The organism is Glycomyces tarimensis (genome assembly GCF_054776215.1).
Map to the genome: position 1 here is coordinate 60,869 of NZ_BAAHCB010000031.1, position 17,231 is coordinate 78,099.

Sequence of the window (17,231 nt, forward strand, 5' to 3'; positions counted from 1 at the left end):
AAGGCCGGTCGACGGCCCACGGGCCGGGCCGCCGCCTCGTCGGCGGTGGATACACTGAATCCTGCCCGAACCGGCGAGTTCGCAAACGTTTGCACCCACTGCTGCGCGTAAGATCGAAGCGAATCAATGCTTTAATCGCGGATCGCCCTTATAGATGGAAACGCGAGAAAGGTGGGATAAAGTGAGTCGCAAATTTCTCGCTTGCGCTCTTGACCATCTTGCAATCGTTTGCGTAATTTTATGGAAGATCTTCGATCCAATTGAACTGACAGGGAACTCCTCTAGTGGCCGTGACCATCAAAGACGTCGCCCGAGAGGCGCAGGTGCACATGTCGACCGTGTCCCGCGCCTTCTCGATGCCGCACCGACTGCGCCCCGAGACCCGCACGCGGGTCCTGGAGGCGGCGCGCCGCCTCGGCTACCGGCCCAGCCGCGTGGCCAGGGCGCTCACCACCGGCCGCACCCACAACCTCGGCTTCATCGTCGCCGACATCTCCAACCCCTTCTTCCCGCCGATGATCAAGGCCGCCGAACACACCGCCCGCGCTCGCGATTACCACCTGTTCATCGCCGACGCCTCCGAGGACCCGGCCATCGAGGCGGAGTTGGTGGACGCGCTCGCCAAGCAGGTCGACGGCGTCGTGCTGTGCGGACCGCGCATCGCCAACGCCAAGATCGAGCGGCTCTCGGAGACCATCCCGATCGCCCTGGTCAACCGCAAGGTCACCGGCATCCCCTCGGTGACGATGGACGTCGTCGACGGCGCGCGGGTGGCCATCCGGCACCTGCTCGACCTGGGCCACCGCAAGATCGCGTACGTGGCGGGACCGCGCCAGTCCTGGACCAACTCGCAGATCCGCCGCACGGTCACCGCGACGGCGGCCGGCGAGGCCGCGGTCACGATCCTCGGGCCCAACACCCCGAACGAGGACGCCGGGCTCGCGGTCGCCGAGCAGATCGTCAGCACCGGCGCCACTGCCGTGCTGGCCTACAACGACCTCCTGGCGATCGGCCTGATGGAGGGCCTCCACAGTCTCGGGGTGAACGTGCCCGGCGACGTGAGCGTCATCGGCATCGACGACACCGTGCTCGCCCGCCTGGCGCGCCCGAGGCTGACCACGATCATCGTCCCGACCGCCGACGCCGGCACCGCGGCCGTCGACCTGCTCCTGCAATACACGTCGGAGGACACCGAGCTCGGCTCACGCACGGCCGGACACATCTCGCTCCCGACGAAGCTGACGATCCGGGATTCCACGGCGCCGCCGCCCGCTTAGCGCTGCACCCCTTCGAACTCTTGCGTATCGATGTCACTCGATATATGCTGTGTGGACTTTCACCGAAACTTCCATTGGAAGTTTCGGCTCGAGTGGTCCGAGTATTGACGCGGTGTGCGCGGCGGCTTCGCCGCGCCGCCCCCTTCACCGTCGATGATGGACTGCGACCCTGGTCAGGCGGGCCGTACCTCCGGCCCGCACACTCCACGATGAAGGAATGCTGCCATGGGCATCATCGACCACACCCCACCACCGCGCTCGCTGCGCTCCAAGTTCCACATGCTCGCCGTCGCCGTGGCCGCGCTCGCGGTGACCGCGGCCGCGCTCATCGCACCGCGCTTCACCGCCGAAGCCACCGAAACCCCCGCCGACCTCGCCCTAGCCCAAGTCCAGGCGTCTTCGGAGTTCGACGGCGCGGACTGCGAGGTCTCCCTACCCGGCTCGACGCCGTCGAACTCGCGCCTGCCCGACCCGTTCACGACGGTGAACGGCACCCGCATCACCTCGACCGGTGAGTGGCAGTGCCGCCGGGCCGAGATCAAAGAGCTGGCCGAACGCTCGATTTACGGCGACAAGCCCGCCCCGCCCGACAGCGTCACGGGGACGGTCACCTCGTCGAACATCACCGTCAACGTCTCCCACCAGGGCCGGAGCACCAGCTTCTCGGCCTCGGTCTCCCTGCCCTCCGGCTCGGGTCCGCACCCGGCCGTCATCGTCTACGGCGGTTTCGGGGCCGACACCGCCGCCATCCGCTCCGCCGGCGCGGCGGTCATCAACTTCGACCCCGGCACGGTCGGCGCCGAAGGCACCTCCCGCTCCAGCAAACAAGGCGCGTTCTACGACATCTACGGCGCATCGAGCGGCACCGGCATCCTCATGGCCCAAGCCTGGGGCGTCAGCCGCATCATCGACGTCATCGAGCAGTCGGGCGGCGAGGTCCTGACGAACTCGACCGGTGTCACCGGCTGCTCGCGCTACGGCAAAGGCGCCTTCGTCGCCGGCGCCTTCGACCAGCGCATCGACCTGACCATGCCCATCGAATCGGGCACCGGCGGCGTCCCCGCCTACCGCGCGGTCGCCCAGGAGAACGGCGCCCAGGGCCTGTCCAGCGCCTACGGCGAGCAACCGTGGCTCGGGGACGCGTTCAACACCTACACGGGCAACCCGGCCGCCCTCCCGGTCGACACCCACCAGATCGTCGGCATGATCGCGCCGCGCGGGCTGTTCATCATGGAGAACCCCCATGTCGACTGGCTCGGCGCCACCTCCGGCAGTGTGGCCGCCCTCGGCGGCGCGGAGATCTACAAGGCCCTCGGCGCCGAGGACAACATCTCGTACTGGTCCGACACCGCCAACGGCACCCACTGCGCCACCCGCTCCGAATGGACCGCGCCGCTCCAGCAGAGCATCCGCGCGTTCCTGCTCGACAACGGCGACGGCCCGGGCGTCATGCGCATCTCACCGTCCAAGTCCGGCAACCTCAGCCAATGGCGCGACTGGACCACGCCGAACCTGACCCACACCGACCCGGGCGAGACCACTCCCCCCGAGGAGACCACTCCCCCCGAGGAGACCACACCGCCCGAGGAGACCACTCCCCCCGAAGAGACCTCACCACCGCCCACCGGCTCGGCCTGCACGGCCGAGATCGACGTGGTCAACGACTGGGGTTCGGGGTGGCAGGGCAATGTCATGATCACCGCCGGCGGCAGTGCGATCAGCGGCTGGACGGTCACGTGGACATGGCCGGGAGGACAGGCCGTCAGCAGCTCCTGGAACACCGATCTCAGCTCGAATGGGTCGCGGGTGACCGCGTCCGATGTGGGCTGGAACGGCAACATCAGTTCGGGCCAGACCTTGAACGCCTTCGGCTTCGTGGCGTCCGGTTCGGGAGCCTCTCCTGAGGTGACCTGCACCGCCACCTGACAGCGAACCTGAGAGCACGAGCCGGACGGCGGGAGGCCCGCCGTCCGGCTCGTTCATGGGCGGTAGCGGCGGACGCCGAGGCGAGATAGCGTTTCGATCGCACCGCGTCCCGGAACGAGAAAGGCCCCCACCTTGCAGGTTTCGCCAGCGTCCTCCGCAGAGCGCCCGATCGTGCCGGGGTTCTACCCGGACCCGACGATCTGCCGGGTCGGATCCGACTACTACATGGCGCACTCGAGCTTCGAGTACTTCCCCGGTGCGCCGATCTTCCACAGCCGCGACCTGGTCAACTGGAACCAGATCGGGAACATCCTCGATCGGCGCAGCCAGTTCCACCCCGGCGACGGGCGGCCCTCGGGCGGGATCTACGGCTCCACGCTGCGCTTCCACGACGGCCGGTTCTGGTTCGTCACCACGAACGTCGGCGACCCCGAGCCGGGCCAGACCATCGTCACCGCGACCGATCCGGCCGGGCCGTGGAGCGAGCCGGTGAAGGTCCGGCAGGCGCACGGCATCGACCCCGATCTCGCCTGGGACGAGGACGGCGAGTGCTACCTGACGTGGCGTGGCATCGGACAGCGCAATGGGATCATGCAGGGCCGTCTCGACACCGAGACCGGGCGTTTCAAAGGCGAGCCGTACCCGGTGTGGCAGGGCATCGGCCTCCACGCTGCCGAGGCGCCGCACCTGTACCGCATCGGCGACCGCTGGTACCTGATGCTCGCCGAGGGCGGCACCGAACGCGGGCACACCGTCACGATCGCTCGCGGCGACCGTCCGCAGGGGCCGTTCGAGCCGTTCCCCGACAACCCGGTCTTCTCCCACCGCAGCCTCGCGCACCCGGTCCAGAGCACCGGGCACGCCGATCTGGTCGCGACCCCGGATGGTGAGTGGGCGGCGGTCTACCTCGCCGTGCGCCCGAAGGGATACACCCCGAAGTTCCATGTCATCGGCCGCGAGACGTTCCTGGCCGGCATCGACTGGGTCGACGGGTGGCCGGTCTTCGACGAGGCCCGCTACACCGTGCCGACGGCCGACACCGCCTTCGCCGACGACTTCTCCTCCCCCGGACTCGACCTGCGGTGGGTCGTGCCCGGCGGCGAGCCCGAGGCCGTCGCGACGCCGGCGCCGGGCGGCGGCGTGGAGCTGGGCGAGGGGCTGCTGTGCGCACGCGTCCGCGACCTGACCTGGAATGCCGAGGCGGCCTTCGCCGGGTCCGGGCGCTTCCTGCTCATGCTCGACGACCGCCACTGGTACGGGCTGACCTTCGAGGACGGGATCGTCCGGGCGACCGCCCGCATCGGGGACATCGAGCACGGGCTCGCGGCGGCCCCGTGCGCCGCCGAAGCGGCCGTGCTGCGGATCGAGGCGGTCGAGCCGGCCGTGGAGGGCGTGTCACCGGTGAGGATCGGACCCGACGAGGTGGTCCTGTCGTTCGACGGCGGGGAGGGCCTGCGCGAACTCGGCCGCCTCGACGGCCGATACCTGTCCACCGAGGTCGCCGCCGGGTTCACCGGCCGGGTGCTCGCGCTCGGATCGGCGGACGGCCGCACGACGCTGCGTCGGGTGGAGTACTCCCCGAGCTAGACGCTGCCGGGGCGCAGGGCCGTCATGGCCTTGTCGAGGTGGTGGCCGAACCGCTCGGGGTCGCCCTCGGTGGCCACGTGGCACAGGGTCGCGTGAAGGCATGCGAACGCGGCGCCGACCATGGCGCGCATGACGACCGGATCCGAGGGACGCTCGCGGTCGAGGGCGCGCGCGTTGAGCCGTTCGGTCAGGCGCTGCTGGACGCGGTCGAGGCGCTGCAGGTAGGCCGCGAGCAGCCGCGGGCTGTCGTCGACGATCCGCTGGGTCGCGGCGCCGTGCTCGCGCTGGGCGCGATCGGCGTACTGCTCGACGACCAGGTCGAATGCCCGGTGCAGCGAGTCCCACTCCGGCTCGTCGGCCGGTCGCGATTCGAGGGCGGAGTCGAGGTCGTCGCCGAGGCGGACCAGATGGTCGAGGACGATGTCGTCCTTCGAGGCGAAATACCGGAAGAAGCTGCGCTGGGACATCCCGACGGCGGCGGCGATCTCGTCGACCGTGGTCTCCTCGAAGCCCTTGGCGATGAACAGCGCCTCGGCGGCCTCGGCGATCTGGGACTGGACGACCCTGCGCGACGCCTCGCGCACTCCGGTACCCGTCTCCATGCCGAAAATCATACCAGGACAAATAATTGGCAGCCGCTGACAAGGTGGCAGTAGACTGCAACGCGGCGCGCGTCGTGGCGCGGCCTACTCCCCCGATGCCCGAGTGGTGGCGATGTCGTCCCCCGGGCCCATCCCGTCCGAAGAAAGGTTCCGCATGAGCGTCGACCAGGAGGCGGCCAGCGCCGAAGAGTCCTCTGAGGATTCCGGAACGGGAATACCACGCAAGATCAAACTGGTCATCGGGCTGCTGCTCGCGGCCGCGTTCGTCATGATCCTCAATGAGACCGTGATGAGCGTAGCGCTGCCGCCGCTCATGGAGGAGTTCGACCTCACGGCGGCTACCGCGCAATGGCTCACCACCGGTTTCATGCTCACCATGGCCGTCGTCATCCCGACCACCGGACTCATCCTCCAGCGCTTCACCACACGGGCCGTCTTCATCGCGGCGATGTCGCTGTTCACCGCCGGCACGCTGCTGGCCGCCGTCGCCCAGGTGTTCCCCGTCCTGGTGACCGCGCGCGTGATCCAGGCGAGCGGCACCGCGGTGATGCTGCCGCTCCTGATGACGACCGTGCTGACGTTCGTCCCGGCTGACCGGCGCGGGCGGACCATCGGCCTGATCTCCATCGTCATCTCCGTCGCGCCCGCGGTGGGGCCCACGTTCTCCGGCTTCATCCTGCAGTCGCTGAGCTGGCGCTGGATGTTCCTGGCGGTGCTGCCGATCGCGGTCTTCAGCCTCGTGGTCGGCGCGATCCTGGTCAAGAACATCACCGAGCCGAAACGGGTCAAGATCGACTTCGCCTCGATCATCCTCTCCGCTCTGACCTTCGGCGGCCTCATCTACGGCCTGAGCAGCCTCGGCGAGGCGGCCGAGGCCGGCGCTCCGATCCCTCCGGCGGTACCGCTGGTGATCGGCGGCCTCGCCCTGATCCTGTTCGTCCGCCGCCAGCTGGTCCTCCAGCGCGGCGACGCGGCGCTGATGGACCTGCGGGCCTTCCTCAGCCGCACCTTCACCGTCGGCGTCATCATGATGGTCATCTCGATGGGCACCTTGTTCGGCTCGCTCATCCTCCTGCCGATCTACCTGCAGAACGTGCTGGGCCTGACGACCCTTCAGACCGGTCTGGTCCTGCTTCCCGGGGGCCTCGCGATGGGTCTGAGCTCGCCGTTCATCGGGCGGCTGTACGACCGGTTCGGCCCCCGGCCGCTGGTCACGCCGGGCGCGGCCCTCGTCGCGCTCGCGCTCGGGCTCATGAACCTGCTGGACGAATCCACCGCCACCCGGTTCGTGGTGCTCGCGCACGTGGTGCTCATGGTCGGGCTCGCCTGTCTGATGACACCGCTGATGACCTCCGCGCTCGGGTCCTTGCAGCCCTCGCTCTACTCGCACGGCAGCGCCATCGTCAACACACTCCAGCAGATGGCCGGGGCGGCCGGCACCGCGCTGTTCGTGACGATCATGACCGCCGGAATCGCTTCGAGCCGCGCCCACGGCGCCGACGCGATCGCCGCACGGGCCGCGGGCATCCACGACGCCTTCCTGTGGGGCGCGGCGCTGGCGCTGGTGGCCCTGGCCGCCTCGTTCCTCGTCAGGCGCCAGCCGACCGACACCGCGGAAGCCGTTCCGGCCCACTGACAGGACCCTGCCCGCGTCAGGCCGATTCGGCCGGGCGCGGGCAGCGTTCTGCGCGAGGCCGGATCGACCCGATCACCGCGCGGCGCATCGGGATCCCGGGAGTTCGAGGCCCGAGGGCCCCGCATGGCAAGATCACCGGTGTGAAGGTCGGGATACTTGGTCCATTCGAGGTTCGCACGGACGACGGCGTCTTGGCCGACGTATCGGGCGCCCGGTTGCGCGGGCTGCTCACCGCGCTCGCGCTCGAAACGGGTCGCGTGGTCCCGAAGTCGGCGCTCGTCGACTGGATCTGGGGCGAGCACCCGCCGGCGGATGCGGCGAACGCCTTGCAACGCCTGGTATCCCGGCTGCGGAAGATCCTGCCCGAAGGAGCGCTCGAGGGACACACGGACGGCTACCGGCTGGCGGTCGAACCCGAGTCTGTGGACGCCGTGCGCTTCGAACGCCTCCTCGCCCGCGCCCGCACTGACGAGCGTCCACGGCGGGCGAAGCTGCTGGGCGAGGCCCTCGGACTGTGGCGCGGCGCGGCCATGCAGGACATCGGTTTGCACGGCAGTGCGGCGTTCGACGCGGCGGCCACCCGCCTCGAAGGGCTGCGCCTGAGCGCATTGGAGGATCGCTTCGAGGCCGAGATCGCACTCGGGCGCGGTGCAGAGCTGGTCACGGAGCTGACCGATCTGGTGGCCGCGCACCCTATGCGCGAACGGCTGGTCGCCGCGCTCATGCGCGCCCTCATCGCGGCCGGTCGCGACACCGAGGCGCTCCTGGTGTACCAGCGCACGAGCGAGACCCTCGCCGAGGCGCTGGGTGTCGACCCCTCGCCGGAGCTGTCCGCCTTGCACGTCGCGCTGCTGCGGGGCGAGGTGGGACGGCGGGAGGAGAACCGGAAGACCAACCTGCGTGCCGAACTGACCAGCTACGTCGGCAAGGACGCCGACGTCGCCGCGGTGCGCGAGCTCATCGCGGCGCATCGGCTGACCACCCTCATCGGCCCCGGCGGCTCGGGCAAGACCAGGTTGGCCACGGAGACCGCGCGCACGCTGCTCGACGAGCTGCCGGACGGGACCTGGCTGGTGGAGCTCGCGGCGATCGGCGCCGACGGCGACGTGGCGCAGGCGACGCTCGCCGGGCTCGGCCTCCGCGACGCGCTGCTCGGCGAGGTGCCGGGCATGGAGCCGACGGACCGGCTCATCGCAGCGCTCCGCGAGCGGGAGACGCTGCTGATCCTCGACAACTGCGAGCACGTGATCGAGTCGGCGGCGGCCTTCGCCCACCGCCTGCTCGGCGAGTGCCGGCGGCTGCGGATCCTCGCGACGAGCAGGGAACCGCTCGGCATCACCGGCGAGGCGCTGTGGCCGGTCATGCCCTTGGCCCTTCCCGCGGACGACGCCGACCCCGACGCGATCGAGTCCGCGCCCGCCGTCCGGCTGCTGCGGGACCGGGCGGGCGCGGTGCGGGGGGAACTCGCGGCGAACCCCGCCACGCTGGCGACGATGGTGCGCCTCTGCCGGGCGCTGGACGGGATGCCGCTGGCGATCGAACTCGCCGCCGCCCGGCTGCGCACCATGTCGATCGAGCAGCTCGCGAACCGGCTCGACGACCGGTTCCGCCTGCTGACCGGCGGCAGCCGCACCGCGCTGCCCCGGCACAGGACACTGCGCGCGATGGTCGACTGGAGCTGGGAGCTGCTGACCGACGCCGAACGGACGGTCCTGCGCAGGATCTCGGTGTTCGCCGGCGGGGCGAGCCTGGAAGCGGCCGAGTGCGTCTGCGCCGGCGGCGCGGTCGAGCCCGAGCAGGTGCTCGAGTTGCTCACCGCCCTGACCGAGAAGTCGCTGCTGGTCGCCGAGGGCGAAGAGGCACCGCGGTACCGGATGCTCGGCACGATCAGGGAGTATGCCGCGCAGCGCCTCGAGGAGGCGGACGAATCGAAGCCGGCGCGCCGCGCCCACATCGCCTATTTCACCGAACTCGCCGAGACCGCGGAGCCGCGGCTCCGCGGCGCCGAGCAGCTGCATTGGCTCGAGACGCTCAATACCGAGCGCGACAACATCAGTTCCGCGATGCGCGGAGCGATCGCGGCCGGCGAGGCGCAGCCGGCGATGCGGCTCGCGGCCGGCACCGGCTGGTACTGGTGGCTCAGCGGGCACCGAGCCGAAGGCGTCGAGCTGCTCCTCGCGGCCACTGACCTGCCCGGCGAAGTGCCCGATGAGATCAGGGCCAAGGTGTACGCGATCGTCTCCATGTTCGCCACCTCCGGGCGCGCCGACGAGCACCAGGCGGCGGAGTGGATCCACAAGGCATACCGTCTCAGCCGGCGAAGCGGGTCCCCCAGTCCACTGCTGGCCCTGGTCGTCCCGCTGGAACGGATGCTGGCCGACCCGGCCGAGACCCTGACCGCGTGGGAGCCACTGCTCGACCACGACGACCCCTGGGTCCGCGCACTCGCCCGACTGCACCTCGGCAAGATGCGCATCGTGACCGGGCATCCCGGAGGCGAGGCGGACGCCTACCTTGAGCAGGCCCTCACCGAGTTCCGAGCGATCGGCGAACGGTACGGGATCTCCTTCGCCCTCACCGAGTTGGCGGAACGCATCGCCACGCGCGGCGAGTTCGCCACCGCATGCGGGTACTACGAACAGGCGATCGCGGTCGTGAAAGCGATCGGTGCCGTCGAGGACGTCATCCGGATGCTGTCGGGACAGGCCCGGCTGTACCGGCTGCTCTGTGACGAGGAGGCCGCCTCGGCCGCGATAGCCGAGGCCGAGCAGTACGCGGAGCGGGTCACCTGGCGGGATGCGCTCGCCGAGCTGGCCCTGGCGAAAGCGGAGATCGCTCGCTGGGACGGCGACGCCGAGGAGGCACGCCGGCAACTCGATCTCGCGACGACCATGCTGGGCGACAAAGCGATGAACCTCGGCGCGGTCACGGGCCACCTGTTCGGCTACCTCGCCGACGATCTGGACGAGGCCCGTGAGCGCCACGGCGCGGCCTTCCGGGCGGCGGCCGAGTACGGGTACGCGCCCGTGATCGCGCAGACCCTCGTCGGGGTAGCGGATCTGGCCGTGCGCCGCGGCCAGTACGAGCAGGCCGCACGGCTGCTCGCGGCGAGCACCGGCGTGCTCGGTTTCCCGGACCGTTCCAATCCGGACATGGCCCGGATCGAACGGGAAGTGCGAAGCCGCCTCGGCGACGCGGGGTTCGCCGAGGCGGCTCGGGAGGGCACCGAGACGAGCTGGGATCAGCTGGTCGCGGTCACGCTCGCTTCTTGAACGTGGAGGACGCCCACAGGTAGCCGACGAGGGTGATCCCGACGCACCAGGCGACGGCGATGGTCGCGTCGGTGGTGTCCGGCGCGCCGTTGAGGAGCCCGCGGATGGTTTCGATGATCGGTGTGAAGGGCTGGTACTCCGCGAACTGCGCCAGGCCCGGTCCCATCATCTCCGCCGGGACGATCGCGCTGCTGAAGAACGGCAGCATGACCAGTGGCACGGAGGCCATGCCCGCGGTCTCCGGAGACTTCGCGAACAGTCCCAGGGCGATCGTGAACCAGTTGGCCGCGAGCGCGAGCAGCAGGACGACGCCGACCACGCCGAGCCAGTCCAGTGGACTCGCGGACGGGTCGAATCCGAGCAGGAAGGCGACCCCGACCAGGGCGGCGATGGCGAGCAGGTTGGTCAGGACGCTCGCGACGGCGTGGCCGTTGAGCACCGCGCTTCGCGAGACGTCCATGACCTTGAAGCGGTTGATGATGCCCTTGGTCATGTCGGCGTTCACCGACGTCGCGGTGGCCCCCAGGCCGTAGCAGACGGCCAGCAGGATCAGGCCCGGCGTCACGTAGTCGATGTAGTCGACGCCGACGTCGAAGGCGTCTCCCATCATGTACACGAACATCAACATGATGATGATCGGCATCAGGACGGCGTTGAACACCGAGGTCGGGTTGCGGGCGATGTGTGTGACGTTGCGGCGCAACATCACCGTCGAGTGGGACTTGGCGCTCATTTCGCTGCCTCCGTGGTGCGGCCCGTCAGGGCGAGGAAAACGTCGTCGAGGTCGGGCGTGTGCACGGTGAACTCCTCGGCGCTGACCGAGTACTCGTCGAGCCTGTCCAGCAGGGCTCGGAGCGACTGCGTCCCGGCGTCGCTGGGGACCCGCAGGGTCAGCGCCTCGTCGTCCCGCGCGGCGTCGGGGAAGATCCGCGCGGCCGCGTCGAGTCGGGCCTCGGTGGTGAACCTGAGCCGTACGTGCGTCCCGGGGATCTGGCGTTTGAGCTCGTCGGGGGTGCCTTGCGCGACCAGGCGGCCCTGGTCGAGCACCGCGACCCGGTCGGCGAGCTGATCGGCTTCCTCGAGGTACTGGGTGGTGAGGAAGATGGTCACACCGTCGGCCACCAGCTCGCGGATGATCGACCACATCGTGCGGCGGCTGCGCGGGTCCAGGCCCGTCGTCGGCTCGTCCAGGAAGATGATCTGCGGCTTGCCGATGAGCGTCATCGCCAGGTCCAGTTTCCGGCGCATGCCGCCCGAATAGGTCGTCACCTGTTTCCGCGCCGACTCGGCCAGATCGAAGCGATCCAGCAGCTCCGCGATGACTCGTCGGCCCTCGCCCGAGCTGAGTCCCTTGAGGTCCGCCATCAGCTGCATGTTCTCGTGGCCCGTCAGCAGCTCGTCCACCGCGGCGAACTGACCGGTGACGCCGATCGCCGCGCGGACGGCCTTGGCCTTGGTCGCGGCGTCATGGCCGGCGATGCGTACCGTCCCGCCGTCGGCCCTGATCAACGTGGTCAGCACGTTCACCGTCGTCGTCTTCCCGGCGCCGTTCGGGCCGAGCAGGGAGAAGACGGTGCCCGCAGGAACCTCGAGATCGATACCGTCGAGGACCGTCTTGTCCCCGAACGCCTTTCGCAGCCCTGAGGCCGCAATCGCTGTGCTTGTCATGCGACGACCATGGGCGCCTCGCCTGACACGCCCCTGCCGCAGCCCTGACACGGCCGCTGACAGCGGGCCGGCGCCGATAACGCTCGCAGGTCCCAGGGTCGGCCTCGTGGAGCCGGCCGAGGAAGGCGAGGGCCGCGGAACGACGACGCCATCGACCATTTATGAAAAATATCCGATTCTTCCCTTATGAGCGGCTATCTGATATATTTCCCTCGACTTACACATCGATAGACATCTATGCAACGTGTGGTGGGGCGCGTCGGCTCGGGCAGAGGAGCACCTCCCCCGGCACGGCCGTCACCTCCCGCCCCTCCCGCGATGCGACGCTCCCACCCCGAGGGAATCCCATGCTGTTCCTGTACACCTGCGTGGTGTTGTCATGCCTGTCGCTGATCGCGGCAGGCACCGTCGAGCAACGCCGCCACTATCGCCTGCTCCACGCCATACCCCACCGAATCCTGGTCAACGGCATCCGCGGGAAGAGCTCGATCACCCGCCTGTGCGCCGGAGCGCTCCGAGGCGGCGACATGGTCACCGTCGCGAAGACCACCGGCACCGCCGCCCGGCTCATCCTCCCCGATGCGAACGAGCGGCCGATCCGCCGAATGTTCGGAGTCGCCAACGTCATCGAGCAGAAGGCCGTGGTCCGGGAGGCCGCGGCGCACCGGCCCGATGCACTGGTCATGGAATGCATGGCCATCACTCCCGCATTGCAGGAGATCAACCAGTCCAAACTGGTCAGATCCACCATCGGGGTGCTCTGCAACGTCAGGGAGGACCATCTGGACGAGATGGGTCCGACGCTGGACGACGTCGCCCGCTCGCTGTCGCGGGCCATGCCCGTCGGCGGCGTGTGCGTCACCGCCGAACGAGACCGACGCGCGCTGCTCCGCCACGAGGCGCGCAAGCGGCGGTGCCGACTGCTCGTCGTCGACCCCGAGACCGTCACCGACGACGAGATGGCCGGCTTCGGCTTCGTCACCTTCAAAGAGAACGTCGCCATCGCGCTGGAGGTGGCCGCGCTGCTCGGTGTCGACCGGCGTTCCGCCCTCGAGGGCATGTACGCCGCCCCGCCCGATCCCGGGGTGCTGCGAGTCGAGCGCTTTCAGCCGATGGGCAAGACGATACGATTCGCGAACGTGTTCGCCGCCAACGACCCCGAGTCGACCATGGCCAACGTGCAGCTGCTGCTGCGCACGGGCGCCGTCAAGCGACCGCTGTACCTGGTGATCAACTGCCGGGCCGACCGACTCGAACGCAATCACCAGATGGGATGCCTCGTCGGGCGGCTCGCCCCCGAGCGGGCCCTGCTCATCGGGGAGGCGACTCGCTCGGCCAAGGTGGCCGTGCCGCCGGAGTGGCGCGATATCGTCGTGGACCACGGCGAGCTCCGCGCCGACGAGGGCATGTTGGCCACGCTGCTCTCCGATGTGCCCGATGGAGCCTCGATCGTCGCCGTCGGGAATGTCCACGGGCACGGCGAGGCGCTCATCGACCAGTTGAGCCGGCATCCGGTGCCGGCCGGGCTTCCCTACGCGGGCGACGGATACGAGCCGCTCTCAGACTTCCCCGGGAGGTCGGCGTGACCGGGCACGCGCTCGCTCCCGAGGTCGCGGCGATGGGACTGGCCATCGGGCTGCTGCTCTCGCTGGCCTGCTATCTGCTCACGAACCTCTCTCCAGGAGGGATGATCACTCCCGGATGGCTGGCCATCAGCGTGCTGATGGACGCGGGCCAAGCGGTCGTCGTGCTGGCCGCCACCGCGATGTGCGTGCTGGCGACGGCCGGTCTGCAGAAGGTCATGATCCTCTACGGGAAACGGCTGTTCGCCGCCGCAGTGCTGACCGGCGTGGTGTTGCAGGCGGGACTGTTCCTGATCGCCCAGCAGACGGCGCCGACGCTGTTCTCGCATCACATACTCGGCTTCGTCGTACCCGGTCTCATCGCGTATCAGTTGGCGCGGCAGCAAGCCGCCCCGACGCTGCTGGCAACCGCGACGGTGACACTGGCGTGCTACTCGCTCCTTGCGATCGGCGTGCTGACGGCCCTGGTGCCCACCGCTTAGGCCCGTCGTGCGCATGGTTGAACCAGCGGCGGCGATCAGGAGGCCGGCGCGGTTCAACACTCCCGACGTCTCCGTAGACGACATGGCGGATGCGACGCGAGGAAAGCGGGCATCCGCCATCTCCCCGGTGGGTCGGTCGTGCTCGACCGGCCGCCGGTACTCAGGAGGGCGATCGCCCGATACCTGAAGCGCGAACGCCAGGCGCTATCGACGCTGGCGGCTCAGGCTCAGCCCATGTGGGCAGCAGGAGTCATGGTCGGCGGGCTGGTGGTCGCCGTGCTGGTATGGCTGCTCGCCTTGCTGGTGGCGGGTGTTCGATGGCGGCCGGCCTCGGGGATGTAGCCCTACTGGCGGTGATCGGGGCGTTCGCGGGGCGGGTTTCGTGGGCTGCGGTGTGGTGGGCGATCGCGGCGGGGTTCGTATTGGCCGCGTTGGCGGCCGGTGTGGCCCGGTGGTGGCCCGCGGAGGCCGGGCCCGCCTTGCCTTCCCCTGGGCCCCGTTCCTGTTGGCCGGTTGGTGGGCCGCGTTCCCGCTGTACACCGCCGCCCGAGCCGCACAGTCCATATAGTCCATAGTCGATATTTGGGATACAGAAAGAGCGCCGCTCCCCGCACCTGACGTCGCCGCTTGGGCCGGCAACTCCGTCGAAGTCCTCCAGCGCCACTACTACAAGTGCGTCTCAGGCCGACTGGCCGACAATCAGCAAATAATCACCGCCGCCGAACAACACCGCCCCACCTCGAAAGCCATCAAAGCCGAGGAAGCGTAAACGTACTGTGGGGGCCGACTGAAGACTCAGCCGACCCCCACAATACGGACAAGTCAGTCGACCTAATACTCGCTACTTTGAACCCGCCACCGCAGGTAGACAGCCTGTTCAGGCGCCTCTCGGTCCCGTTCTCCTACGAATCCCAGCCCTCAGGCCCCTCGTGGCGTTCCGGGGACAGTACGGAATTCGTCATCGAGCGCGTGGTGGAAGGGGGACCCTTTGCCCTCGCCCGACGTCTCTCCGCCAGCCAGCGGACAGCGCTCGTCGCGTCGTTCGAATCGGGAGTCAAACAGCAGGAACTTGCCGTCCAGTACGGCATCAGCGTCCGCACCGTCAAGCGATTGATCCGCGCAGCCCGGGATGTGGGCGCGATCCTATCGGCGATCTGTTGCCTTTCTACAGCCCGATCTGGTGCTGTTTGGACTGGTGGGATCGGATGCTGGCAGGTGTGCCGGTGTAGTCGCAGCTCGGGCAGGTGCCCCAGTAGCCCGCTTCGACAGCCGCCGCGCGGACTGAGGCGTCAGGGCCGTAGCCGTGATCCTTGAGCATCTGTGCGACCGAGTTCTCGTAACGGGCTGCGATGAGAGCGCCCTCGGCGATCTTGTCGTGGCCGCGAACCCAGAAGGATCCGATGCCGGTGTCGAGACCACATCCGCACCAGCAGGTGCCTGTCGGCAGAAGTCGTGATCTAGTCATGCGTTCATGATACGACTTCTAGAATGACTTTCAAGACCGCCGTTCTTGTTTCTGTAGTTTCTCAGAAGGCACGGACTCAGCTGCCGAGCAAGGCCATGTCCGTACACTCACGGCAATGAGCGCACCCTTCAGGCATGTGCCGTGCCGTGTCGCGGGGCAACCCCTCGGCGCGCAGCATCAGACCACTCAGCTAGTTGGGCTTGCCGATGGCCGATAGTGACATGCCCTCCTACGTCTACCGGATCACCAAGTACGACCCGGCCGACCGCGACGCCTTGGGCCACTACAGCACGGAGGTGACGACCAGTGACCATGGCCCAGTCGAGGCGGCGTATCTGCAGGCGGTGGCCGCCTTCGCGGCGGACGCTGGCGTCGAGCATCTGGCTATTCGGGAACCGGAAGCCACCGGTTTCGTCCACTTCGGCGCGGAACCTGCAGTGCCCGGCCATGGCCTGGCCGGGATCTTCCCGCCGGATTTGACCGGCTACCACGACGGCGCGGAGGTCACTGTCGATGTCGGATTGGCACTGGTCCGGGCGATGCTCCGCGACAACGGCGCATGGTGCCGACTGGAAGCAGAAGGCGCGTTCGCCGTGCACGTCGGATGGGACCAGTACGTCTATGTACTCACCAGCTCGCCGAGCGCCAACGCCTTGGCCCGCACCCGCGCTCTCGGACTGTTCCCCGAACTCCTGGACGCCTCCCCCTACGATCCCGCCATCGACGAGGACGACATCGAGCAACGACCCGCCGACGACGACTTCTGGGCCCGACTGGGGTGGTCCGTCACTACAGGCCAAGCCGCGATCCTGGAAGAAGGCTTCGTCCGCAACGCCTCGCGCTGGCACCGCCTGACCAAAGACTCAGTGGATGAGGTTCGCGCCCGGCTCGCCCCACGCGCGCTGTTGACCGTCTGGCCGGACCTGTCCACGGACGTCGAGGCGGTCATCGCCAGTCTCCCCGACGAAGGCCTGGTCGAAGTCGTCTGGGAAGACGAAAACGGACGGATCACCAGCACCATCGCCGATGACACTGAGTTCGGCCGCGTGGTCGCACGAGTCCGGGGCGCCCGAGCCGCGACCGCATTGCCCATGTACGCCGATGATCGCCATCCCCTCTTCACCGCTGTCCTGCCCGACAACGATGGCGTGTTGCGGGCCCGATGGCGGACCGAACCGACCCCGAGCGACCGGCACTGGGCCCTCCTGAAGACGCTCCGCAGAGGCCAGGCTTGCACGGGGACAGTCACCGAGATCGCCAGTTTCGGCGTCACGTTCGTGGACATCGGCGGCTTCACCGCGATGGTCAACATCCCCGAACTGTCCTGGCGTCACATCGAACACCCCTCCGACGTCGTGTCGGTCGGCCAGGAGATCCCCCCAAATCCTCGACGTCGACATGGTGCGGGAACGCGTAACACTCTCACTGAAGGCACCGCAGGACAACCCAATGCCCGGACTCATGCAGCAGATCGGCCAGATCGTCGCCGGTCGTGTCACGAAGGTCCTGCCGTTCGGAGTCATCGTGCGCATCGAGGACCGCCACGACGACGTCGAGGGATTGGTGCGCCACGGCGCCAACGAAAGGCAACACCTCGCCGTCGGTGACACCCTCACCGTAACGATCCTCGACGTCGACCCGGCCCAGCGCCGAATCACCCTCGCGCACACTCCAACACTCGACAGCGAAGGTGACGGAACCGATCCCCGCTTACCAGCCGTTGAAGACAAGAC

General features: G+C 68.8%; 12 protein-coding genes and 2 pseudogenes. 10 read left to right on the forward strand and 4 right to left on the reverse strand.

The annotated features are described in order from the left end of the window. Nucleotides 1–284: 284 nt before the first annotated feature. The 3 genes from ACYVK3_RS20465 (at nucleotide 285) to ACYVK3_RS20475 (ending at nucleotide 4,790) form a co-directional block, all read left to right on the forward strand. Nucleotides 285–1,277, forward strand: coding sequence for a LacI family DNA-binding transcriptional regulator (locus ACYVK3_RS20465; RefSeq protein ID WP_460499201.1), 993 nt, complete (start codon nucleotides 285–287; stop codon nucleotides 1,275–1,277). Nucleotides 1,278–1,502: 225 nt separating this feature from the next. Beyond that, entirely contained in the window at nucleotides 1,503–3,203 is a 1,701-nt protein-coding gene (locus ACYVK3_RS20470; RefSeq protein ID WP_460499202.1) for a glucuronyl esterase domain-containing protein, read from the forward strand. A 132-nt stretch (nucleotides 3,204–3,335) separates the two neighbouring features. Continuing rightward, nucleotides 3,336–4,790, forward strand: coding sequence for a glycoside hydrolase family 43 protein (locus ACYVK3_RS20475; protein WP_460499203.1), 1,455 nt, complete (start codon nucleotides 3,336–3,338; stop codon nucleotides 4,788–4,790). On the opposite strand, the gene ACYVK3_RS20480 is transcribed toward ACYVK3_RS20475, so the two are convergent. Beyond that, complete coding sequence (locus ACYVK3_RS20480) at nucleotides 4,787–5,392, reverse strand: TetR/AcrR family transcriptional regulator (RefSeq protein WP_460499204.1); 606 nt, start codon at nucleotides 5,390–5,392, stop codon at nucleotides 4,787–4,789. The two genes, ACYVK3_RS20475 and ACYVK3_RS20480, sit on opposite strands and share 4 nt — an antisense overlap. Before the next feature lie 154 nt (nucleotides 5,393–5,546). Here ACYVK3_RS20480 and ACYVK3_RS20485 point away from each other — a divergent pair, with 154 nt between their 5' ends. Both ACYVK3_RS20485 and ACYVK3_RS20490 read left to right on the forward strand, forming a co-directional pair. Next, on the forward strand, nucleotides 5,547–7,028 hold the full coding sequence (locus ACYVK3_RS20485; protein ID WP_460499205.1) for an MDR family MFS transporter: 1,482 nt from the start codon (nucleotides 5,547–5,549) through the stop codon (nucleotides 7,026–7,028). Between the two features lie 140 nt (nucleotides 7,029–7,168). After that, nucleotides 7,169–10,300: a BTAD domain-containing putative transcriptional regulator gene (locus tag ACYVK3_RS20490; protein WP_460499206.1), complete on the forward strand. Its 3,132-nt coding sequence runs from the start codon at nucleotides 7,169–7,171 to the stop codon at nucleotides 10,298–10,300. Here the strand turns inward: ACYVK3_RS20490 and ACYVK3_RS20495 are convergent. Next, a complete protein-coding gene (locus ACYVK3_RS20495; RefSeq protein WP_460499207.1) occupies nucleotides 10,284–11,033 on the reverse strand; it encodes an ABC transporter permease in 750 nt (249 codons plus the stop codon). The two genes, ACYVK3_RS20490 and ACYVK3_RS20495, sit on opposite strands and share 17 nt — an antisense overlap. Then, a complete protein-coding gene (locus tag ACYVK3_RS20500; protein WP_460499208.1) occupies nucleotides 11,030–11,968 on the reverse strand; it encodes a DrrA family ABC transporter ATP-binding protein in 939 nt (312 codons plus the stop codon). Before ACYVK3_RS20500 ends, ACYVK3_RS20495 begins: the two co-directional genes overlap by 4 nt. Before the next feature lie 347 nt (nucleotides 11,969–12,315). Here ACYVK3_RS20500 and pgsB point away from each other — a divergent pair, with 347 nt between their 5' ends. From pgsB to ACYVK3_RS20515, 3 genes and pseudogenes are all read left to right on the forward strand, one after another. Further along, nucleotides 12,316–13,554, forward strand: coding sequence for a poly-gamma-glutamate synthase PgsB (gene pgsB / locus ACYVK3_RS20505; protein ID WP_460499209.1), 1,239 nt, complete (start codon nucleotides 12,316–12,318; stop codon nucleotides 13,552–13,554). After that, nucleotides 13,551–14,033, forward strand: a complete 483-nt coding sequence (locus tag ACYVK3_RS20510) for a poly-gamma-glutamate biosynthesis protein PgsC/CapC (RefSeq protein WP_460499210.1) — start codon at nucleotides 13,551–13,553, stop codon at nucleotides 14,031–14,033. The genes pgsB and ACYVK3_RS20510 overlap by 4 nt, the downstream gene beginning before the upstream one ends. A 972-nt stretch (nucleotides 14,034–15,005) precedes the next feature. After that, nucleotides 15,006–15,149: pseudogene (locus ACYVK3_RS20515) on the forward strand (sigma factor-like helix-turn-helix DNA-binding protein); the annotation flags it as partial. Nucleotides 15,150–15,198: 49 nt separating this feature from the next. Here ACYVK3_RS20515 and ACYVK3_RS20520 read toward each other — a convergent pair. Continuing rightward, on the reverse strand, nucleotides 15,199–15,498 hold the full coding sequence (locus ACYVK3_RS20520) for a hypothetical protein (RefSeq protein ID WP_460499215.1): 300 nt from the start codon (nucleotides 15,496–15,498) through the stop codon (nucleotides 15,199–15,201). 221 nt (nucleotides 15,499–15,719) lie between these two features. Between ACYVK3_RS20520 and ACYVK3_RS20525 the strand changes: the two genes are divergently transcribed. Further along, nucleotides 15,720–17,105, forward strand: coding sequence for a S1 RNA-binding domain-containing protein (locus tag ACYVK3_RS20525; protein WP_460499211.1), 1,386 nt, complete (start codon nucleotides 15,720–15,722; stop codon nucleotides 17,103–17,105). Beyond that, nucleotides 17,023–17,231, forward strand: a pseudogene (locus tag ACYVK3_RS20530) (hypothetical protein); the annotation flags it as partial. The gene ACYVK3_RS20525 and the pseudogene ACYVK3_RS20530, both read left to right, overlap by 83 nt.